This is a genomic window from Shewanella sp. MF05913 (assembly GCF_059758095.1).
In genome coordinates this window covers 135,725-152,729 of sequence record NZ_JCAYNT010000008.1, presented here as the reverse complement: position 1 = coordinate 152,729, position 17,005 = coordinate 135,725, and the positions used below count along the sequence as shown (strand labels likewise).

General features: G+C 41.6%; 16 protein-coding genes. 2 read left to right on the top strand and 14 right to left on the bottom strand.

From position 1 onward, the window contains the following. Positions 1–50 precede the first annotated feature (50 nt). Together AC19MV_RS11875 and AC19MV_RS11870 are read right to left on the bottom strand one after the other, a co-directional pair. Positions 51–887, bottom strand: a complete 837-nt coding sequence (locus tag AC19MV_RS11875) for an HvfB family MNIO-type RiPP peptide maturase (protein WP_498307756.1) — start codon at positions 885–887, stop codon at positions 51–53. A 131-nt stretch (positions 888–1,018) separates the two neighbouring features. After that, on the bottom strand, positions 1,019–1,582 hold the full coding sequence (locus AC19MV_RS11870; protein ID WP_498307755.1) for an HvfA family oxazolone/thioamide-modified RiPP metallophore: 564 nt from the start codon (positions 1,580–1,582) through the stop codon (positions 1,019–1,021). Between the two features lie 351 nt (positions 1,583–1,933). On the opposite strand from AC19MV_RS11870, the gene dusC reads away from it, so the two are divergent. Both dusC and AC19MV_RS11860 read left to right on the top strand, forming a co-directional pair. Then, positions 1,934–2,878 carry a tRNA dihydrouridine(16) synthase DusC gene (dusC, locus tag AC19MV_RS11865; protein ID WP_498307754.1) on the top strand — a complete coding sequence of 315 codons (945 nt, stop codon included), beginning with the start codon at positions 1,934–1,936 and terminating at the stop codon, positions 2,876–2,878. Positions 2,879–3,015: 137 nt separating this feature from the next. Then, positions 3,016–3,381: a TraR/DksA family transcriptional regulator gene (locus tag AC19MV_RS11860; protein WP_498307752.1), complete on the top strand. Its 366-nt coding sequence runs from the start codon at positions 3,016–3,018 to the stop codon at positions 3,379–3,381. Between the two features lie 117 nt (positions 3,382–3,498). Here AC19MV_RS11860 and AC19MV_RS11855 read toward each other — a convergent pair whose 3' ends face one another. From AC19MV_RS11855 to AC19MV_RS11800, 12 genes are all read right to left on the bottom strand, one after another. Further along, a complete protein-coding gene (locus tag AC19MV_RS11855; RefSeq protein ID WP_498307750.1) occupies positions 3,499–6,027 on the bottom strand; it encodes a TonB-dependent receptor plug domain-containing protein in 2,529 nt (842 codons plus the stop codon). Between the two features lie 1,307 nt (positions 6,028–7,334). Beyond that, positions 7,335–7,766, bottom strand: coding sequence for a nucleoside-diphosphate kinase (gene ndk / locus AC19MV_RS11850; protein ID WP_432402781.1), 432 nt, complete (start codon positions 7,764–7,766; stop codon positions 7,335–7,337). Between the two features lie 123 nt (positions 7,767–7,889). Beyond that, entirely contained in the window at positions 7,890–8,801 is a 912-nt protein-coding gene (gene rimK / locus AC19MV_RS11845; RefSeq protein ID WP_498307748.1) for a 30S ribosomal protein S6--L-glutamate ligase, read from the bottom strand. A gap of 266 nt (positions 8,802–9,067) precedes the next feature. Beyond that, positions 9,068–10,513 (bottom strand): amidohydrolase family protein, encoded by a 1,446-nt coding sequence (locus tag AC19MV_RS11840; protein ID WP_498307747.1) that lies wholly within the window; start codon positions 10,511–10,513, stop codon positions 9,068–9,070. Between the two features lie 139 nt (positions 10,514–10,652). After that, entirely contained in the window at positions 10,653–11,138 is a 486-nt protein-coding gene (locus AC19MV_RS11835; protein ID WP_498307745.1) for a RidA family protein, read from the bottom strand. Between the two features lie 216 nt (positions 11,139–11,354). After that, positions 11,355–11,984: a TetR/AcrR family transcriptional regulator gene (locus AC19MV_RS11830; protein ID WP_498307743.1), complete on the bottom strand. Its 630-nt coding sequence runs from the start codon at positions 11,982–11,984 to the stop codon at positions 11,355–11,357. Positions 11,985–12,126: 142 nt separating this feature from the next. After that, positions 12,127–12,462 (bottom strand): ISC system 2Fe-2S type ferredoxin, encoded by a 336-nt coding sequence (gene fdx, locus AC19MV_RS11825; RefSeq protein WP_432402769.1) that lies wholly within the window; start codon positions 12,460–12,462, stop codon positions 12,127–12,129. 8 nt (positions 12,463–12,470) lie between these two features. Next, positions 12,471–14,330 (bottom strand): Fe-S protein assembly chaperone HscA, encoded by a 1,860-nt coding sequence (gene hscA, locus AC19MV_RS11820; protein ID WP_498307741.1) that lies wholly within the window; start codon positions 14,328–14,330, stop codon positions 12,471–12,473. Between the two features lie 65 nt (positions 14,331–14,395). Further along, a complete protein-coding gene (gene hscB / locus AC19MV_RS11815; protein WP_432402765.1) occupies positions 14,396–14,920 on the bottom strand; it encodes a co-chaperone HscB in 525 nt (174 codons plus the stop codon). Positions 14,921–14,969: 49 nt separating this feature from the next. Next, entirely contained in the window at positions 14,970–15,293 is a 324-nt protein-coding gene (iscA, locus tag AC19MV_RS11810) for an iron-sulfur cluster assembly protein IscA (protein WP_432402763.1), read from the bottom strand. A gap of 14 nt (positions 15,294–15,307) precedes the next feature. Then, complete coding sequence (gene iscU / locus AC19MV_RS11805; protein WP_011637877.1) at positions 15,308–15,691, bottom strand: Fe-S cluster assembly scaffold IscU; 384 nt, start codon at positions 15,689–15,691, stop codon at positions 15,308–15,310. A 32-nt stretch (positions 15,692–15,723) separates the two neighbouring features. Continuing rightward, on the bottom strand, positions 15,724–16,938 hold the full coding sequence (locus AC19MV_RS11800; RefSeq protein WP_432402761.1) for an IscS subfamily cysteine desulfurase: 1,215 nt from the start codon (positions 16,936–16,938) through the stop codon (positions 15,724–15,726). Positions 16,939–17,005 lie beyond the last annotated feature (67 nt).

The window sequence follows — 17,005 nt, the reverse complement described above, 5'->3', positions numbered from 1 at the left end:
TTCAGTTTCCTCAATAATCACAGCGATAACCACGATTTAACTCAACGACTTTACTTATGTAATAGAGCATCTTGTTGATAATGATGAATTTGGTTTATCTCGTTGAGTAAAACCTCGGTTTTAGGAATATTAAAATCTCGTTCGAGCAACGTCGGGTGAACACCGTGCAATTGATAACATTGTTGTAGTAATGTCCATACTGGGTCAATCACATCGGCACCGTGGGTATCGACTTTTAAATCAACGTCTTCGTCATAATGGCCAGCAATATGCAAATAGGCGATACGCTCTGTTGGCATCGCGGCAAGAAATTCATTGGCATCATATTGATGATTAATTGCATTAACATAAATGTTGTTTACATCGAGTAATAATTTGCAGTCAGCTTCTTGTAATACCGCATTCACAAAGGCTTGTTCGCTCATTTGCGCCCCAGGCGCGGCATAAAACGACACATTTTCAAGAATAAAAGGACGTTCAAGAATATCTTCTACTTGCTTGATACGTTTTGCCGTGTGGATCACGGCTTCATCGGTAAACGGTATCGGCATCAAGTCGTACATGTGGCCGGTTCCCGAGCAATAACTTAAATGTTCTGAATATACGTTAATGCTGTGACTGTCTAAAAAACGTTTTATATTTTGGACGAATTGAGTGTCTAATGGCGCAGGACTGCCAATTGATAGCGACAAACCATGGCAGAAAAAGGCATGTTGTTCGGTCAATTGTTTAAATTGACGGCCAAATTTACCACCTAATGTCATCCAGTTTTCAGGCGCGACTTCGAAAAAATCTATTGCTGAAGGAACATGCTGACAAAACTCCGCTAACATTTCGCGGCGAAGCCCTAACCCAACACGATCTTGGCGATGAGTATTGCTATGCATAATAGAGTGTGTGTCCTTTAACGATAAAAAACAGATAAAATTAAGGCCTGAATCTCAGGCCTTAATTGTCTCAGATAAGCCAAAGGATTATCTAATAATTGCCGTCAATGATGTTGACTGCTTTTGGGTTATTACTTAACCACTTCAACTACTTTTTTCATTTCTTTGCTAACAGCACCGTCTACCGCTTTTTCAGCAGATTTTTTCATGTCGCCGCCGCACTTGCCTTCGCCACATTTACCTTCAACGGCTTTTTCAGCCGACTTTTTCATGTCGCCACCGCATTTGCCTTCGCCACATTTACCTTCAACGGCTTTTTCAGCTGACTTTTTCATGTCGCCGCCGCATTTGCCTTCGCCACATTTACCTTCAACGGCTTTTTCAGCAGACTTTTTCATGTCGCCGCCGCATTTGCCTTCGCCACATTTACCTTCAACGGCTTTTTCAGCAGACTTTTTCATGTCGCCGCCGCACTTGCCTTCACCGCATTTTCCTTCAGCCGCTTTTTCAGCAGACTTTTTCATGTCGCCGCCGCACTTGCCTTCGCCGCACTTACCTTCACCACCATCTAATTGGTAGCCAGCAGTTAATTGTTCAAATCCAAAAGGGTTAGCTTGTACTTCAGCAGCAAAACCAGCAGTCATCACAACAGCACCTAACGCTACAGCTACAGTAGTTTGTTTGATTGAGTTCATAATTTTTGTCTTCCTCGTGTCTTGATTATGTAATGGTGACCAACATCATTGCCGGCTTGCATAAAGAGACCTGCCTTCTGTTATTTTTATTTCAAAATAAACAAAAAAATGTGAAAAAATTCACATTAAGTAATAAAAAACCAGGCTAGGACGATGTTAACTTAACACAAAATTAACACCACAAGAAGAGGAAACATAGTTTAACACCAGCAAGATCGTCGACTATCTTTATGATAAATAGTAAAAAAATGGACTTACTGATAAACCGGAGTGCTTAAAGTGGTGCTTAATGCTGTTATCAACAGATAAACACGGTAAAATAGCGCACTTTTTTATTCAGCAAGGTGTATTGTGCGCGTTATTTTAGCTCCGATGGAAGGCGTGGTTGATGACCATATGCGTGATATTTTATCTACCATTAACCCATTTGATTTAGTAGTCACTGAGTTTGTACGAGTGGTAAACCAGCTATTGCCAGAGAAAGTCTTTTACAAATTGTGCCCTGAATTACTCAATCACGGATTAACGCCCTCTGGCACCCCGGTGCGTGTGCAATTGTTAGGACAAGAGCCTGAGTGGATGGCCGAAAATGCCATTAGGGCAATTGAATTAGGATCTAATGGCGTTGACGCTAACTTTGGTTGCCCGGCTAAAACGGTTAATAAAAGTAAAGGTGGCGCTGTATTACTGCAATACCCAGAAAACATCTACAAAATTGTTAAGGCGATGCGCGACGCAGTGCCAAGCGAGCAACCCGTCACCGCTAAAATACGCTTAGGCTACGAAGATAAATCATTGTTTATGGAAAACGCCTTAGCGGTATATGAAGCTGGTGCATCTGAGTTAGCAATTCATGCCCGCAGCAAAACAGACGGTTATAAACCTCCGGCTTACTGGGAATACATCACAGAAGTGCGCAAACGATTACCTATCCCAGTTATCGCCAATGGCGAAATCTGGAATGCCGCAGATGCTCAACGTTGCATGGATGTCACAGGTTGTGACAGTGTGATGATTGGCCGCGGTGCGATTTCGTTACCCAATTTAGGCGATACCATCAAAACAGGGGCAACGCCCTATACCTGGTTACAAACGCTCACGCTGTTAATGAGTTATACAGAGAAAGAACTCAGTGGCCGTAAATCAGATTATTATCCTTCACGTATTAAACAATGGTTTAGCTACTTGAATCGTCAATATCCTGAAGCTGATGCCTTGTTTCGTGAGTTACGGATTTATAAAACTACCGAAGAGATAGTGAAGGTGCTGCAACAGGCACATCAGTCTTTACGCTAATGTTTATCGCCTCAGGTTGTATACTTTTACTGCCTGAGTGCAAAAATCTACTTCAGAATTGATCTTCGTCATAACCTACACTTTTTTTGTGCCTAGAATAGAATTTCTAGTGACATTATCAGTAAAGGTTATTTCAGTTGCATAACTATCAGGACATACTGCAAAAATTACAACAACTTGAACTCAAGTTGAGATACGAGTTATTGCTTATTATCAAGGATATTTCACCAGACGCGAATCAACTCGCTCACGCAGCGGCACTCGGGGATATTATCGATTACCTGTCGCAAGTAAAATTGGCCAACACCGACCTATTCACTCAATTAATGAAACTAGATGCAGCACTATGCCAACTCGATCTTGGTCTCTATGGTCTGTGTTCAGACTGTGAAATGGACATCGATGCAAGTAGGTTACGGCTAGATCCCACAGAACAACGCTGCAGTCATTGCCAACAGAAATACCTTAATGAACATAGGCTAGAGCTTAGGTTAAATCACTAAACATCTATCAGCCGACAGATACCAAATACAGATACAAATACAAAAAAAGCCTACATTTCTGTAGGCTTTTTATCACGCTAAATGAGCACTACTGAGCACTCATTATTGTGGCACGTGTTAGAACTTAACCGTTACGCCACCGTAGTATTGACGACCAATGGTGTCATATACTTCAGGTACAGTACCGCCATCGCTGCCGTTAGACACGCTTGATGGTTCTTCATCAGTTAAGTTTTTCACACCCGCGCTTAGGGTAATCATGTCAGTAACAAAATAAGTACCTGCGATGTTGTGATAAAGAACAGCATCAACTTTATCGCCAGAACTTAAGTCGTCCATTTCACCGATGTAACGGTTGAAATAGTTAACATTCCAGCTATCTTGGCCAGCTTGAATACTAAAGTTGTTACGCACTTCAGCATATGCACCAAAGTTACCGTCGATGTAGTTAGTATAATCATTACCTTCTTGCTCAAAGTTCAACAAGTAAGTGGTGTCATTACTGATTTTCCAATCTAGCGATAAGGCTTCAAAGTTATACGCTAAATTGAAATCTATACCGCTAGTATCTTGACTGCCTACGTTAGTTAACGAGTTAGTTAGCTCTGATAAGTCGCCGTTAGCACCAATGTTGAACGTTTCACATGCTGCAGCAGATGCATTAGCAAAACATTCGTCTAAACCCGCTTGAACATCTAAACGAGTAATAGCGTTAGTGACTTTAAAGCGCCAGTAATCAACTGTTAACGATAAACCGTCAACATAACTTGGAGAATAAACTAAACCAGCAGTATATGAGTCAGACTCTTCTGCTTTAAGATCATCATCTGACGTGTAACGTACAAGGATTTGCGGGTCTTGAGCGTTACCCCATGGATCATCTAAGTAGTCATAAGAACCGGTGTCACCACCAAAAAGCTCACTAATACTCGGTGCACGGAAACCTGTCGCAGCAACACCACGAAGCATTAAATCATCGGTTGCTTCATACGTTAAACCGACTTTCCACGTTGACGCTTTACCAAATGTTGAGTAATCGTCGTAACGTAAAGCAAACTCACCAGTAAGCTTGTCAGTGAAAGGTACGCTCACTTCCTGGAATACAGAAATGACATTGTAATCGCCATCGGTCGCATCTTGTTGTGCTGCAGTACTGTCACCAGCAACTGTCACTGGATCCGGATTGTAATAGCCGCTTTCGTAACGGTATTCAGCACCAATAGCAAATGCAACAGTACCCGCGCTTACATCAAACAAATCGCCATTTAAGCCAGCTGAAACAGTGTGTTGCTCATTGCCGCCATTCGCGTTGTCACTAAAGCTAATATCATTAACGATATCACCCGTTAATGGTACACCACTGAACCAAGCATCTTGATTCGCATATACTGATTCTTTTAAGTTTGTTGCATTGATAGAGTTATCAACGCTAGAGTCTGCTTTATTTTTACCGTAGGTATAAGCAAGATCCCAGTTCATACCAGTATTAATATCAAGCTCACCTGCTAATGCAGCAGAGATACGGAATGTATCAGTGTCTTGAGAGTAAATACGAGGACCTGCATCTGTTGTACGACGACGGTAGTTAACACGACCAGTATCATCTGCTGCGATACCACCGGCTACCATTGCATCGCTCAGCGTAATACAAGATGCGCCAGCAGCAACACCATCAGCGCCACAGACGTTTAACATTACGTCAGCAGGTTGTGGAGCAAGTTGTTGATCAGACTTACGCTTGGTGTAAAGCACATCACCAGTTAGTACTAAATCGTTATCTAATTCTTGAACCATATTAGCAAACAAGCTGTAACGCTCGTTTGGTGTTTGGTAATAGCTGCTTGTGGTGTAATCGTAACCAGTGTCACGGGCAACCCATTCACCAGCATCATTTTGAACTTTGCTGCCTAATGAACCTGTTGGCAAGAATGAGCTATAACCAGGCTCTGTCCAGCTACGATCTGATTGAATAACACTTTCACGCTTAGAATAAGCTGCACCAAACGTGTAGTTTCCACCGTCAGTGTTAAATCCATATAAACCACTGATTTCACCCGTTTCACCATCGCTTTCGCTGGTAGTGCTACCGTTAAGGTCTAATTGGAAACCATCGAAATCTTTTTTGGTGATGATGTTAACCACACCAGCAATCGCATCTGAACCGTAAACAGCTGATGCGCCATCTTTTAAAATTTCAACGCGCGAAATCATTGCAACTGGAATAGAGTTCAAATCAACTGAGCTATCAGCACCTGAACCAGAGTTAACCATACGACGGCCATTTAATAGCACTAACGTACGTTGTGAACCCATACCACGTAAATCAACTTGAGCGACACCGTCTGAACCGTTATTTGAACTAGAACCTAACGCAGCACCCGCCATTGAAGTTTGTGCTTGCAGTAATTGGTCAACTGATGTGAAACCTTCAGCGCGAATAGCCTCTGAAGAAATAACAGTCACAGGTGACGCTGTTTCCATATCTTGGCGTTGAATACGTGAACCGGTGACTTCGATTCTTTCAACTTTCTGTTCGTCTGCAGCAATAACGGCTGAAGAAAACAAACCTGTCGTTGCCACACTTGTTGCTGCTACAGCTAATAAACTGCGACGGATCGCTTTGGCTGTCAATGTTACTGAACTCATGAATAACTCCCTATAACTTGGAATAAAATAAAACAAGTCGTTATATTTTTAATTATGAATAATCGGTTTAACCAATTACTGAAAACATTATTAATGAATAAAAAACTTTTAGTCAATATGGGCAACATGTGAACAACATCGCAAAACAGCTTAAAAGTCATAATTAATTTGACTTAATAAAAGCCTTACAATTCAAAACCATACAAAAAAATACTTTTATTGTTATTTTGTTGTTATTTTTATAGCGCAAAAACAGTACAAACTCAGCACCAATAAAATACAAATAAATTTACTTAAAAAAACAGAAAGAAAACACAAAAAACATATTTGCAACAATCGATCACATATTGTATCAATCATTAAATCGTAATATTTTTAAATTTATTTTTTTATTGAACTAAAAACAATCAGAATGCTCTCTCATAATTACTGATTAATTATTCAGTAATTCACTAAAAGCTATTCCATACGCTATTCTTTATTCAATATATGTTAAATACTGTTCACCATAATCAAAACTAAAAGCCCTTTTTTTAGCTCAAAACACATACTAATTAACGTGTAAAACCTCGAAAGTTAATCATTTACACAGCGCTTTTTATTAACGTAAAATTTACATTTGATGGCAAGTAATGAGTAAATGGTATTTTGTTATTAGCCTTCTTCACCCTACCCGCTGAAACGGTTCGAGTCATATATAACAGCGAGTCATTTCAATATTCAGAGCCAAATGATGCTGTCTGCATACAAGCATGAGTGATACCCATCCGTCTAATAAGTGACCAATCAGAATGCGTCCAGCATTTTTTGATTGAGGCGCAGTCATGGCTATTTCCCTTTAAATAACGAGAACGCACAACAAAAGCTGCTGGGCATTCCTTTCTTGCGGGTTGTAAAAGGGTTGCGAGAAATAGAAATCGTACTGATGGAAAATAGAATAATTGACGGTATATCTCGCTATCTATTTTCTACTCGGTAATTTGTGGGTATGGCGTTGAGTTGTGTTGAATGTTGTACTTGATGAGATCCTTGATGTGGTACTTGATGCGTTGTTTGATTGGGTGCTAAGCATGACGATATTTGTCTTGCTGATGTCACCATGCAAAACAACTCGTTATAATCTTGATTAAGGATTCAATGCTCGCAATACCAATCCTCATTAATCACTAACAATGGCTAACAATGACGATTTGATGTTATCGAGTAAATTTGTACAAAAAATGTCGACTACTGACTGGTTACAATAGCCAAATCACAGGCAATAAAAAAGGAGCCTAAGCTCCTTTTATTTATCTTTCAAGCGAAGATTAACGAGTGCGTGGGCACACTTCTTCAGCGCTGAAGAAGTAAGCAATTTCACGTGCTGCTGATTCAACTGCATCAGAACCGTGAACTGCGTTTTCGTCGATGCTTGCCGCGTAATCAGCACGTAAAGTGCCACGAGCAGCTTCAGCTGGGTTAGTTGCACCCATGATTTCGCGGTTAGCTAGAACAGCGTTTTCGCCTTCTAACACTTGAACCACTACTGGACCAGAAGTCATGAAAGACACTAAAGCACCAAAGAAAGGACGTGCGCTGTGTTCAGCGTAGAAGCCTTCAGCTTGTTCTTTAGAAAGGTGTACCATTTTAGAAGCAATGATCTTAAGACCCGCTGATTCAAAACGGTTATAAATTGCACCGATGTGGTTTTTAGCAACTGCATCTGGCTTGATAATAGAAAATGTGCGTTCGATCGCCATAACTAGCTTCCTTAATGTGAGCAAGTTTAAAAAATTCGCGCGGATTATACGTAATTAAACTGAAAAAGCCTAGTTTTATCAGCAACCGCAGTAACATTTGAGCATTTGTTTACGTCATTTATATTAACAAGCGGCAATTTCCTTGCTTTGCTTGTTCACTTTAGCGGCGTTTTTTTCAAGAAAACTGATAATCGCATCAGCAACATCTTTTTGGGTTGCGCCTTCAATCCCTTCAAGTCCTGGTGAAGAGTTCACTTCCATTACCACAGGACCGTGGTTAGAACGCAATAAATCAACACCTGCGACATTTAATCCCATTGTACGCGCTGCACGCAGTGCAACAGAGCGTTCTTGTGGTGACAACTTAACTAAGGTCGCACTGCCGCCACGGTGTAGGTTTGAACGGAACTCACCCGGTTTTGCCTGGCGTTTCATTGCAGCAATGACTTTATCGCCTAAGACAAAACAACGAATATCAGCACCTTGGGCTTCAGCAATATATTCTTGCACCATAATGTTGGCTTTAAGGCCCATAAAGGCTTCTAGCACGCTTTCTGCGGCTTTACGGGTTTCAGCAAGTACCACGCCAATACCTTGTGTGCCTTCAAGCAGTTTAACCACTAATGGCGCGCCGCCAACCATATCGATTAAGTCAGGAATGTCACTTGGCTTGTTAGCAAAGCCAGTAATCGGTAAACCAATGCCTTGTCTTGACAACAACTGCATTGAACGAAGCTTGTCACGTGAACGCGCAATACCAATTGAGCTATTAACCGCATATACGCCCATCATTTCTAATTGACGAAGCACTGCAGAACCATAAAAAGTAACCGAAGCGCCAATCCTTGGGATCACGGCATCAAAATGACCTAAGTCTTTACCTGCCATATGAATGCTAGGTTTAGTCATGTTGATGTTCATATAACACTTTAATGGGTTGATTACTTTAACTTCATGTCCGCGGGCGACAGCAGCTTCGACTAAGCGACGAGTAGAATATAATTGCGGGCCTTGAGACAGTATTGCGATGCGCACAGAGTGCTCCAAAATAGGAATTTTCGCGCATCATACGCTGAGTTGATTTAAAATCAATGACTGGTGACACAAATAATTAACCCGCTCAAATTTAGCGAAAAAATAACCTTAAATGCACTTAATCATTGTAGGCTAAAAGGCGAAGTTAGAACCTGAACCTTGATGTAGATAAGTCTCAATAAGGTCGCAAGCAATTGAAAATAGATCATACCGCTGGCACAACAAAAACAGATTGTTGAGCCTATTTTAGCGCCAGCAGCTTACAGCTAATGCATTCCAACGACCTGTTTTGTCGCGTTAATTAACGCAACAGAGTCATACCCTACACCTTGCTTAAACACATATTGCATTTGCTGAATAGCACTGGTGTCTTGGCTAAGGTCGCCATTAATTAACACTAAGTCAGCGCGCTTACCGACTTCCACCGAGCCGATTGATTTATCTCTACCTAAATAACTGGCTCCATTTAAGCTCGATATTTTAATCGCTTGTTCAATGCTAAAACCTGACTCAACTAACAACTCAACCATGCGCTGGTTAGAAAACCCAGCAACAACACCACCAAAGCCAGTGGGGTCGGTTCCGGCCATTAATAAACCGCCGGCTTCAACAAACCGTTTTTCCAATTTACGCATTTTCTCAAACACGACTGGCCATGTCGCATCTTGTTGCTGTGAAATTTTTTGCCAGTTATTTTCGTAATGAGTTTTGAGTTGTGGAATTAACGCCTCTAACGCCAGAGGATAAGCTTTAGGCCTACCTTTTGTGTAGGTTTCATAAACGGTTAGCGTTGAAGTCAGCGCAACCTTCTTATCCACTAAATGTTTAATCAGACTAGCCACTTCAGGAGAATCTATGTCTAAATCGACTAAAGATTGGTGCGCCGTTTTTGGGCACTCTCCTGCGACTTTATCTTTAACGAAATCAGTTGCCGCAAAAAAGCCGTGTTCCAAATTATCAATGCCTAAATCAGCGGCCTCTCTATAAGTGATAGAACATAAATGCGCGGTGACTTTTTGATCGCGTTGATGCGCTTGATCAATCACGGTGCTAAGTTCAGACGGGCTAATTTGCATGTAAGCTTTATATGATGTGACACCTTCATAGCTCCAATAATCAATCATCTTTTTCGCATTTTCAGCATCACGTAACGATTTAAGTTTTAAAATCGGTAAACCGGGTCCATTCAAATATGGCGCGGTAACATCAATGTCCGGACCAAAAGTGGTGCCTTGTTGAATCGCATCACGCACGTTTAAGTCGCCATAGGGCGCTGTTGTACCGGCCGTTCTTACCGTTGTCGCCCCGCCAGCTAAATACAGTTTAGGAAAGCTGTAGAGCATTTCAGTATAATGAGCATTACCCGTTGGGTAAAACATGTGCTCGTGCATCATTACAAGGCCAGGGATAACACTTTTACCAGTGCCATTAATCACCTTAGTACCTTCTGCAATATCAGCGTTACTGGCATCGCCAACATAAGTAATCACACCATTTGTCATTATTATGGTTTGGTTGGGTTTCATTTTAGCGCCAGTGCCATCAATAAGTTTGACACCCACTAACGCAATAACTGGTTGATTAAAAGCGACATATGGGTTTTGCTGATGACTAGTATCAGTAGTTTCAGCCATTACCTCGGTGCTAAACACACTTAATCCACTGACAACACTCGCAACGATGTACTTTTTAGATAAAGATAAAAGAGTCATAACCCATTCCTGTTTAATGCTGCAATAAAAAGAAAAAAAGTAGCCACTTATCCATGTGGCCATAAAAAGACAAACTGCGCTTAACCGAGGTTCTGCTTAAAAGACTGAGTCAATATATTAAGTAGATACTCGCTAAACATTATTTGATTACTGATGACTTAGCTGCGATACATTCTATTTCCACCTTGGCATTTAACGCTAAACCGCTGACAGCAAAAGTACTTCTTGCAGGATATGGCGGCTTAAAAAAAGCACTGTACACTTGATTGAATTTGCCAAAGTCATTGATGTCAGCCAACATCACAGTGCATTTAACTACATCACTCAGTTGATAATCTGATTGCATCAACGTCTGTTTAATATTACTAAGCGTAGCGAGAGTTTCAGCCTCTACCCCACCCATAACCAATTGCTTCGTGTTGTTATCAAGCCCAATCTGTCCAGATAAATACAAAGTGTGATTAACCTTAACTGCTTCAGAAAAAGGCAATGAATTGCTTTTATTATGGTTAATAAACTGCACAGATTGATGTTCCTGTTGTGCAGCAGATACCTGAGTAATACTGGCTACGGATACTGCAGCAATAACATTCAGAACCGTCAATCTAAATTGGAAAGGTTTCATTTTTGCCTCGTTAATAGGAGTAAACCGCAACATTGATGGCTGACATTTCTTATTAAGCCATTGCTTTATTTGCTATTATTTTATTTGTTGTTGCAGTAATCACATCGACCTCGCCACAAACGCTTTTATGCGAATCATAATTCACATAATGTACTTGAGACGCATCAATATTGCAAACAACTGTTGCTAAGGAGCCGAATGAAAGCCAGCTAACGCTTAAGCAGACTTTAAATAAGCCACTAATACTTTGGGGAGTTCGGCAGCAAACGCATCAAGAGAGAGCTTACTGGCTAATGCGGGAGTTAAGGTGGGATACAATACTTTATCTAATAACGTCGACACCATCATAAACACCGCTAAATCAGCAGATTGGCTTTTATCTATCACCGTTATTTCTGATTGGTGTCTTAATATTAAGGCTGAAATACGTTGGTAAATATTCTCACGATTAACCAATTTATCTGACGTTATAATCTCAGAATGCAAGCGTGAATTGAGGTGCAGTGTACGGAATATACTCTGTCGGCTACATAAAAACTGACATGTCTGTTGGCAAATATATTGTAATGCTTGAGTTAAATCGTTGCAGTGTTGTTGTTCTAACTCACTCACCCACAAGTCAAGATCATGGCCAAAATCTTGATATAGCAATGGCAGCAGTGACTCTTTATCTTTAAAACGCCGGTAAAAAGTGCCCACTGATACACCAGCATGTTCTGCTAAATCTTTAATACTGATGTGTTCGAAAAATTTATCCTGTAAGCAATGATGTAATGCAGCAATCAATTTTTGTTGGGTATCTTGGCTGCGTCGTTGTTTCGGCTGGAAAATGGTTGTCTCAGGCATAATAAAGGTACTGATGGTGACGTGATTAAAGTGATGATGCGAAAATTCATCCTAAACAGCAACACTAAACTGTATATTCAGTTGGGTAAGATCAAAAAAGGGTAATGACATCATCATTACCCTTGTTAATTTACGACTATTTTTAGCCTTCGCTAACCATATTGACCGTGTACTTAGGAATATCAATCACCATGTCACAATCAACTACTTTAGCTTGGCAAGATAAACGACTTTCAGGTTCTAAACCCCAAGCTTTATCAAGCATGTCGTCTTCTAGCTCATCACTTTCTTCAAGTTGATTAAAGCCTTCACGCACGACAACGTGGCATGTAGTGCAAGCACACGATTTTTCACATGCGTGTTCTATATGAATACCATTGCGCAATGCAACGTTTAAAATGGTCTCACCAACTTCTGCTTCAAGTACTGCGCCGTCTGGACAAAGCTCTTGATGGGGTAAAAATACTAACTGTGGCATTATTTCACCTATATGTTATTGACCGACAGCCCTTTTAGCGCCGTTCTAATAGAATTATCCATGCGTCGAGACGCAAAATCTTGAGTTTTATCATCAAGGCTAGCAATTGCTTTCTCGATGGCATCAACATCGTCTTGCTGTGCAGTAACGTCAAGTAACGCAATGGCGTCTGTTAATTGCTTACGCTCTTGCTCATCAAGTAAGTCACCGTCTTTGCCTAATGCGGCATTTAATGACTCTATCACTCGCGCTGCTTCTACTTTTTGTTCCGCAAGCATACGACGAGTAATGTCATCTTTTGCATACTTCATTGAATCTTTTAGCATGGTTGCTATTTCAGTGTCAGACAAACCAAATGAAGGCTTAACCTGAATGGTGGTTTTCACTTCGGTGGATTTCTCCATCGCCGTGACACTGAGTAATCCATCTGCATCCACTTGGAAAGTCACACGAATGTGTGCAGCACCTGCGGCCATAGCCGGAATACCATGTAGCGTAAAACGCGCTAATGAACGGCAATCTTCAACCAATTCACGCTCACCCTGTACCACATGAAAAGCCATCGCCGTTTGGCCGTCTTTAAACGTGGTAAATTCTTGTGCGCGTGCGACCGGAATAGTCGTGTTACGTGTAACGACCTTTTCAACCAATCCGCCCATGGTTTCAACACCAAGCGATAATGGAATGACATCTAACAATAATAAGTCAGATTCAGGTTTGTTTCCGACCAAAATATCGGCTTGGATCGCAGCACCAATCGCCACAACACGGTCGGGGTCTATAGAGGTGAGTGGTGTTTTCTTAAAGAAAGCTTCCACTTGTTCACGCACTAAAGGTACACGCGTTGAACCACCCACCATAACCGTTTCAATCACTTCATCAACGCTTACACCCGCGTCACGAAGCGTACGACGGCAACTGCCAATCGTCTTTTTCACTAATGCGCCAATCATTTCATTGAATAATGATTTATCAACTAAAGTGGTTAAAGACTGATTATCAATCAACACTTGCGCTTCAACACTGTCGTTATCGGTGAGTGCTTCTTTCACTCGGCGAGCTTCAATCAATAATTGACGTGCTAGCTGATTGTTGGGTTCTGTGATATTCCACACTTGTTGTAAGTGACTCACTAAAAGATGATCAAAGTCATCACCGCCAAGTGCAGAATCACCACCGGTTGCCAGTACTTCAAAAACACCGCGATTTAAACGCAGCACAGAAATATCAAACGTGCCGCCACCTAAGTCGTAAATGGCAATCACGCCTTCTTGCTTAGAATCTAATCCGTAAGCAATAGCTGCTGCGGTAGGCTCATTCAATAAACGTAATACTTTGACGCCTAATAATTCAGCGGCATCTTTAGTGCCTTGACGTTGAGCATCATCAAAATACGCGGGGACGGTAATCACGATACCTTGTAACTCACCGCCTAATGTTGATTCTGCGCGCGCAATTAAAGGCTTTAGAATTTCAGCCGACACCTGTACAGGGTTAACATGTCCTGTTGGCGTGCTAAACACCGGCAAACCATTTTCGCTGGCATGCAATACATAGGGAAGTTTATGTACTCCCGATTGCACATCCGCAAGACTGCGTCCCATAAATCGCTTAACAGAGACGATGGTATTTTGCGGATCAACAGCCGATTTAGCTTGCGCATCATAACCCACCTGTACCGCATCTTGGCCATAATGCACGACCGACGGTAAAGAATGACGACCATTATCATCAGCTAAGGTCGATGCTAGGCCACTTCTCACTGTCGCCACTAACGAGTTTGTTGTACCAAGATCGATACCCACTGCCAAACGATGTTGGTGTGGTGCGGCGCTTTGGCCAGGTTCTGCAATTTGCAACAGTGCCATAGTGTTCCAACTTGTTGTGTTATTGATTAGCCATGCTAATCATAAAATTTGAATGTACTGATTCACTAATCCAGTAAGCTATCTTCAATACGGGCCAATTCATCTTGCAATTTTGCCATAAACTTTAGCTTACGAATTTGATCTGCAGCCAATAATGCATCAGCGTCTTCACTCGATGCGAGTAACGAGGTTAATTTAGTCGACAGCGTCGATTCAAATTCGCCAAAAGAGTCGTATAACTCGTCAATTAAGTCTTGAGGTGCATTACTGTGCTGGATGTCTTCTAATGCTTCACGCCACTCCATCTGTTGCATCAAAAATGCACCATCTTTAAGTGTGGTGGTTTCGTGGCTTAATTCAATACCACGCAAGCTCAACATATGTTCAGCACGACGTAAGGGATTTTTTAAGGTTTGATAGCCATCATTAACTTGCGAAGTACGCTGTACCGATAGCAATTTTTGTTGCTCGGTATCGTTAGCAAATTTATCGGGATGAACCGCCCTTTGCAGTTCGCGGTAGCGCTCTGCAAGTAAGGCGGTGTCGATATCAAAGGCAGGTTCTAGATTGAACAGATCGAAATAATTCATGGGCAGATATCATGCTTACGGTTTTCGATAAAACGGCAAAGGCGAATAATTAAACGGTAAAACTCTCACCGCAACCACACTCGCCTTTTGCATTTGGGTTATTGAACTGGAAACCTTCATTAAGGCCTTCTTTGACAAAATCCAGTTCAATACCTTGCAAATAGATAAAGCTCTTAGCATCGATGATGATATTCACACCATCGATTGTATAAAGCTCATCATCGTCATTGAGATCGTCAACGAACTCAATGACGTATGCCATACCTGAACAACCTGATGTTCTCAATCCAAGGCGCAAGCCGAGGCCTTTCCCGCGATTAGCAAGAAACGATCTAACTCGGTCTGCCGCTGCGGGGGTCATTGAAATAGCCATCTTAACTCCAGGTATTACTTAGCTTGTCTGCTTTTATACTCTTCAATTGCTGCTTTAATGGCATCTTCTGCCAAAATTGAGCAATGAATTTTAACCGGCGGCAACGCTAACTCTTCAGCAATATCAGCATTTTTGATGGTTGCTGCTTCGTCAACACTTTTGCCTTTAACCCATTCAGTGACAAGCGAGCTTGATGCGATCGCGCTACCACAACCGTAGGTTTTGAATTTTGCATCTTCAATAATGCCATCAGCATTAATTTTAAGTTGCAGCTTCATTACGTCACCACATGCAGGTGCGCCAACCATACCGGTGACTACTGATGGATCGTTTTTGTCAAATGAACCTACGTTACGTGGGTTTTCATAATGATCGATTACTTTTTCGCTATAAGCCATGATACTGCTCCAAAATCTTTGTCGTTATACGATTAATGATGTGCCCATTGAACCTGATTAAGGTCAATACCATCTTTGAACATCTCCCATAAAGGAGACATTTCACGTAACTTATCAATTGATTCAGTTATCGTTTTGATAGCGTGTTCAATTTCTTCATCGGTAGTAAAGCGGCCAAGAGAGAAACGAATTGAGCTGTGTGCCATTTCATCGTTTAGACCTAAAGCACGTAATACGTAGCTCGGCTCTAAACTGGCTGATGTACAGGCAGAACCTGAAGAAACCGCTAAGTCTTTTAGTGCCATCATTAACGATTCACCTTCAACAAAGTTGAAGCTCACGTTAAAGATACCGCTGTAGCGTTGTTCCATATCACCGTTGATATAAGTTTCTTCGATGTGCTTGATGCCGTTCCATAACTTGTCACGAAGACGAGTTATGCGCGCGCTGTCTTCAGCCATATCTAGCTTAGCGACTGCTGCAGCTTCACCTAAACCTACAATTTGGTGCGTTGCAAGTGTACCACTGCGCATACCACGCTCGTGCCCACCGCCATGCATTTGTGATTCAAGACGAATACGAGGCTTACGACGGACATATAACGCGCCGATACCTTTAGGACCGTACATCTTGTGACCTGAAATCGAAATCAAATCAACTTTTGTAGTTTGCACATCAATCGGTAATTTACCTGCGCTTTGCGCAGCATCCATGTGGAAGAAAATACCTTTTGAACGACATAACTCACCAATCGCATTGATATCATGAACCACGCCAATTTCGTTGTTAACATGCATGATGCTAACCAAAATCGTGTCATCACGCATGGCCGCTTCTAAGCGTTCCATTGGGATGATGCCGTTGGCTTCTGGCTCAAGGTAAGTGACTTCATAACCTTCACGCTCTAACTGACGGCAAGTGTCTAACGTTGCCTTATGTTCAGTTTTGCTGGTGATGATGTGCTTGCCCTTTTTATGATAAAAATGAGCAATACCTTTAATCGCAAGGTTACTTGATTCTGTCGCACCTGATGTGAATACGATTTCACGGTGATCAGCATTAATCAAATCAGCAACTTGATTACGGGCGACATCAACCGCCTCTTCTGCTTGCCAACCATAACGATGTGAACGCGATGCTGGATTACCAAACACGCCGTCCATTGTCATGTGTTGCATCATTTTTTCTGCGACACGCGGATCTACAGGGGTTGTTGCGGCATAATCTAAATAGATAGGAAGCTTCATAACACACTCCGTACTTAGCAGTCTCAGATGAGGCTACATACAACGTACAAATAATAATTATATTCAA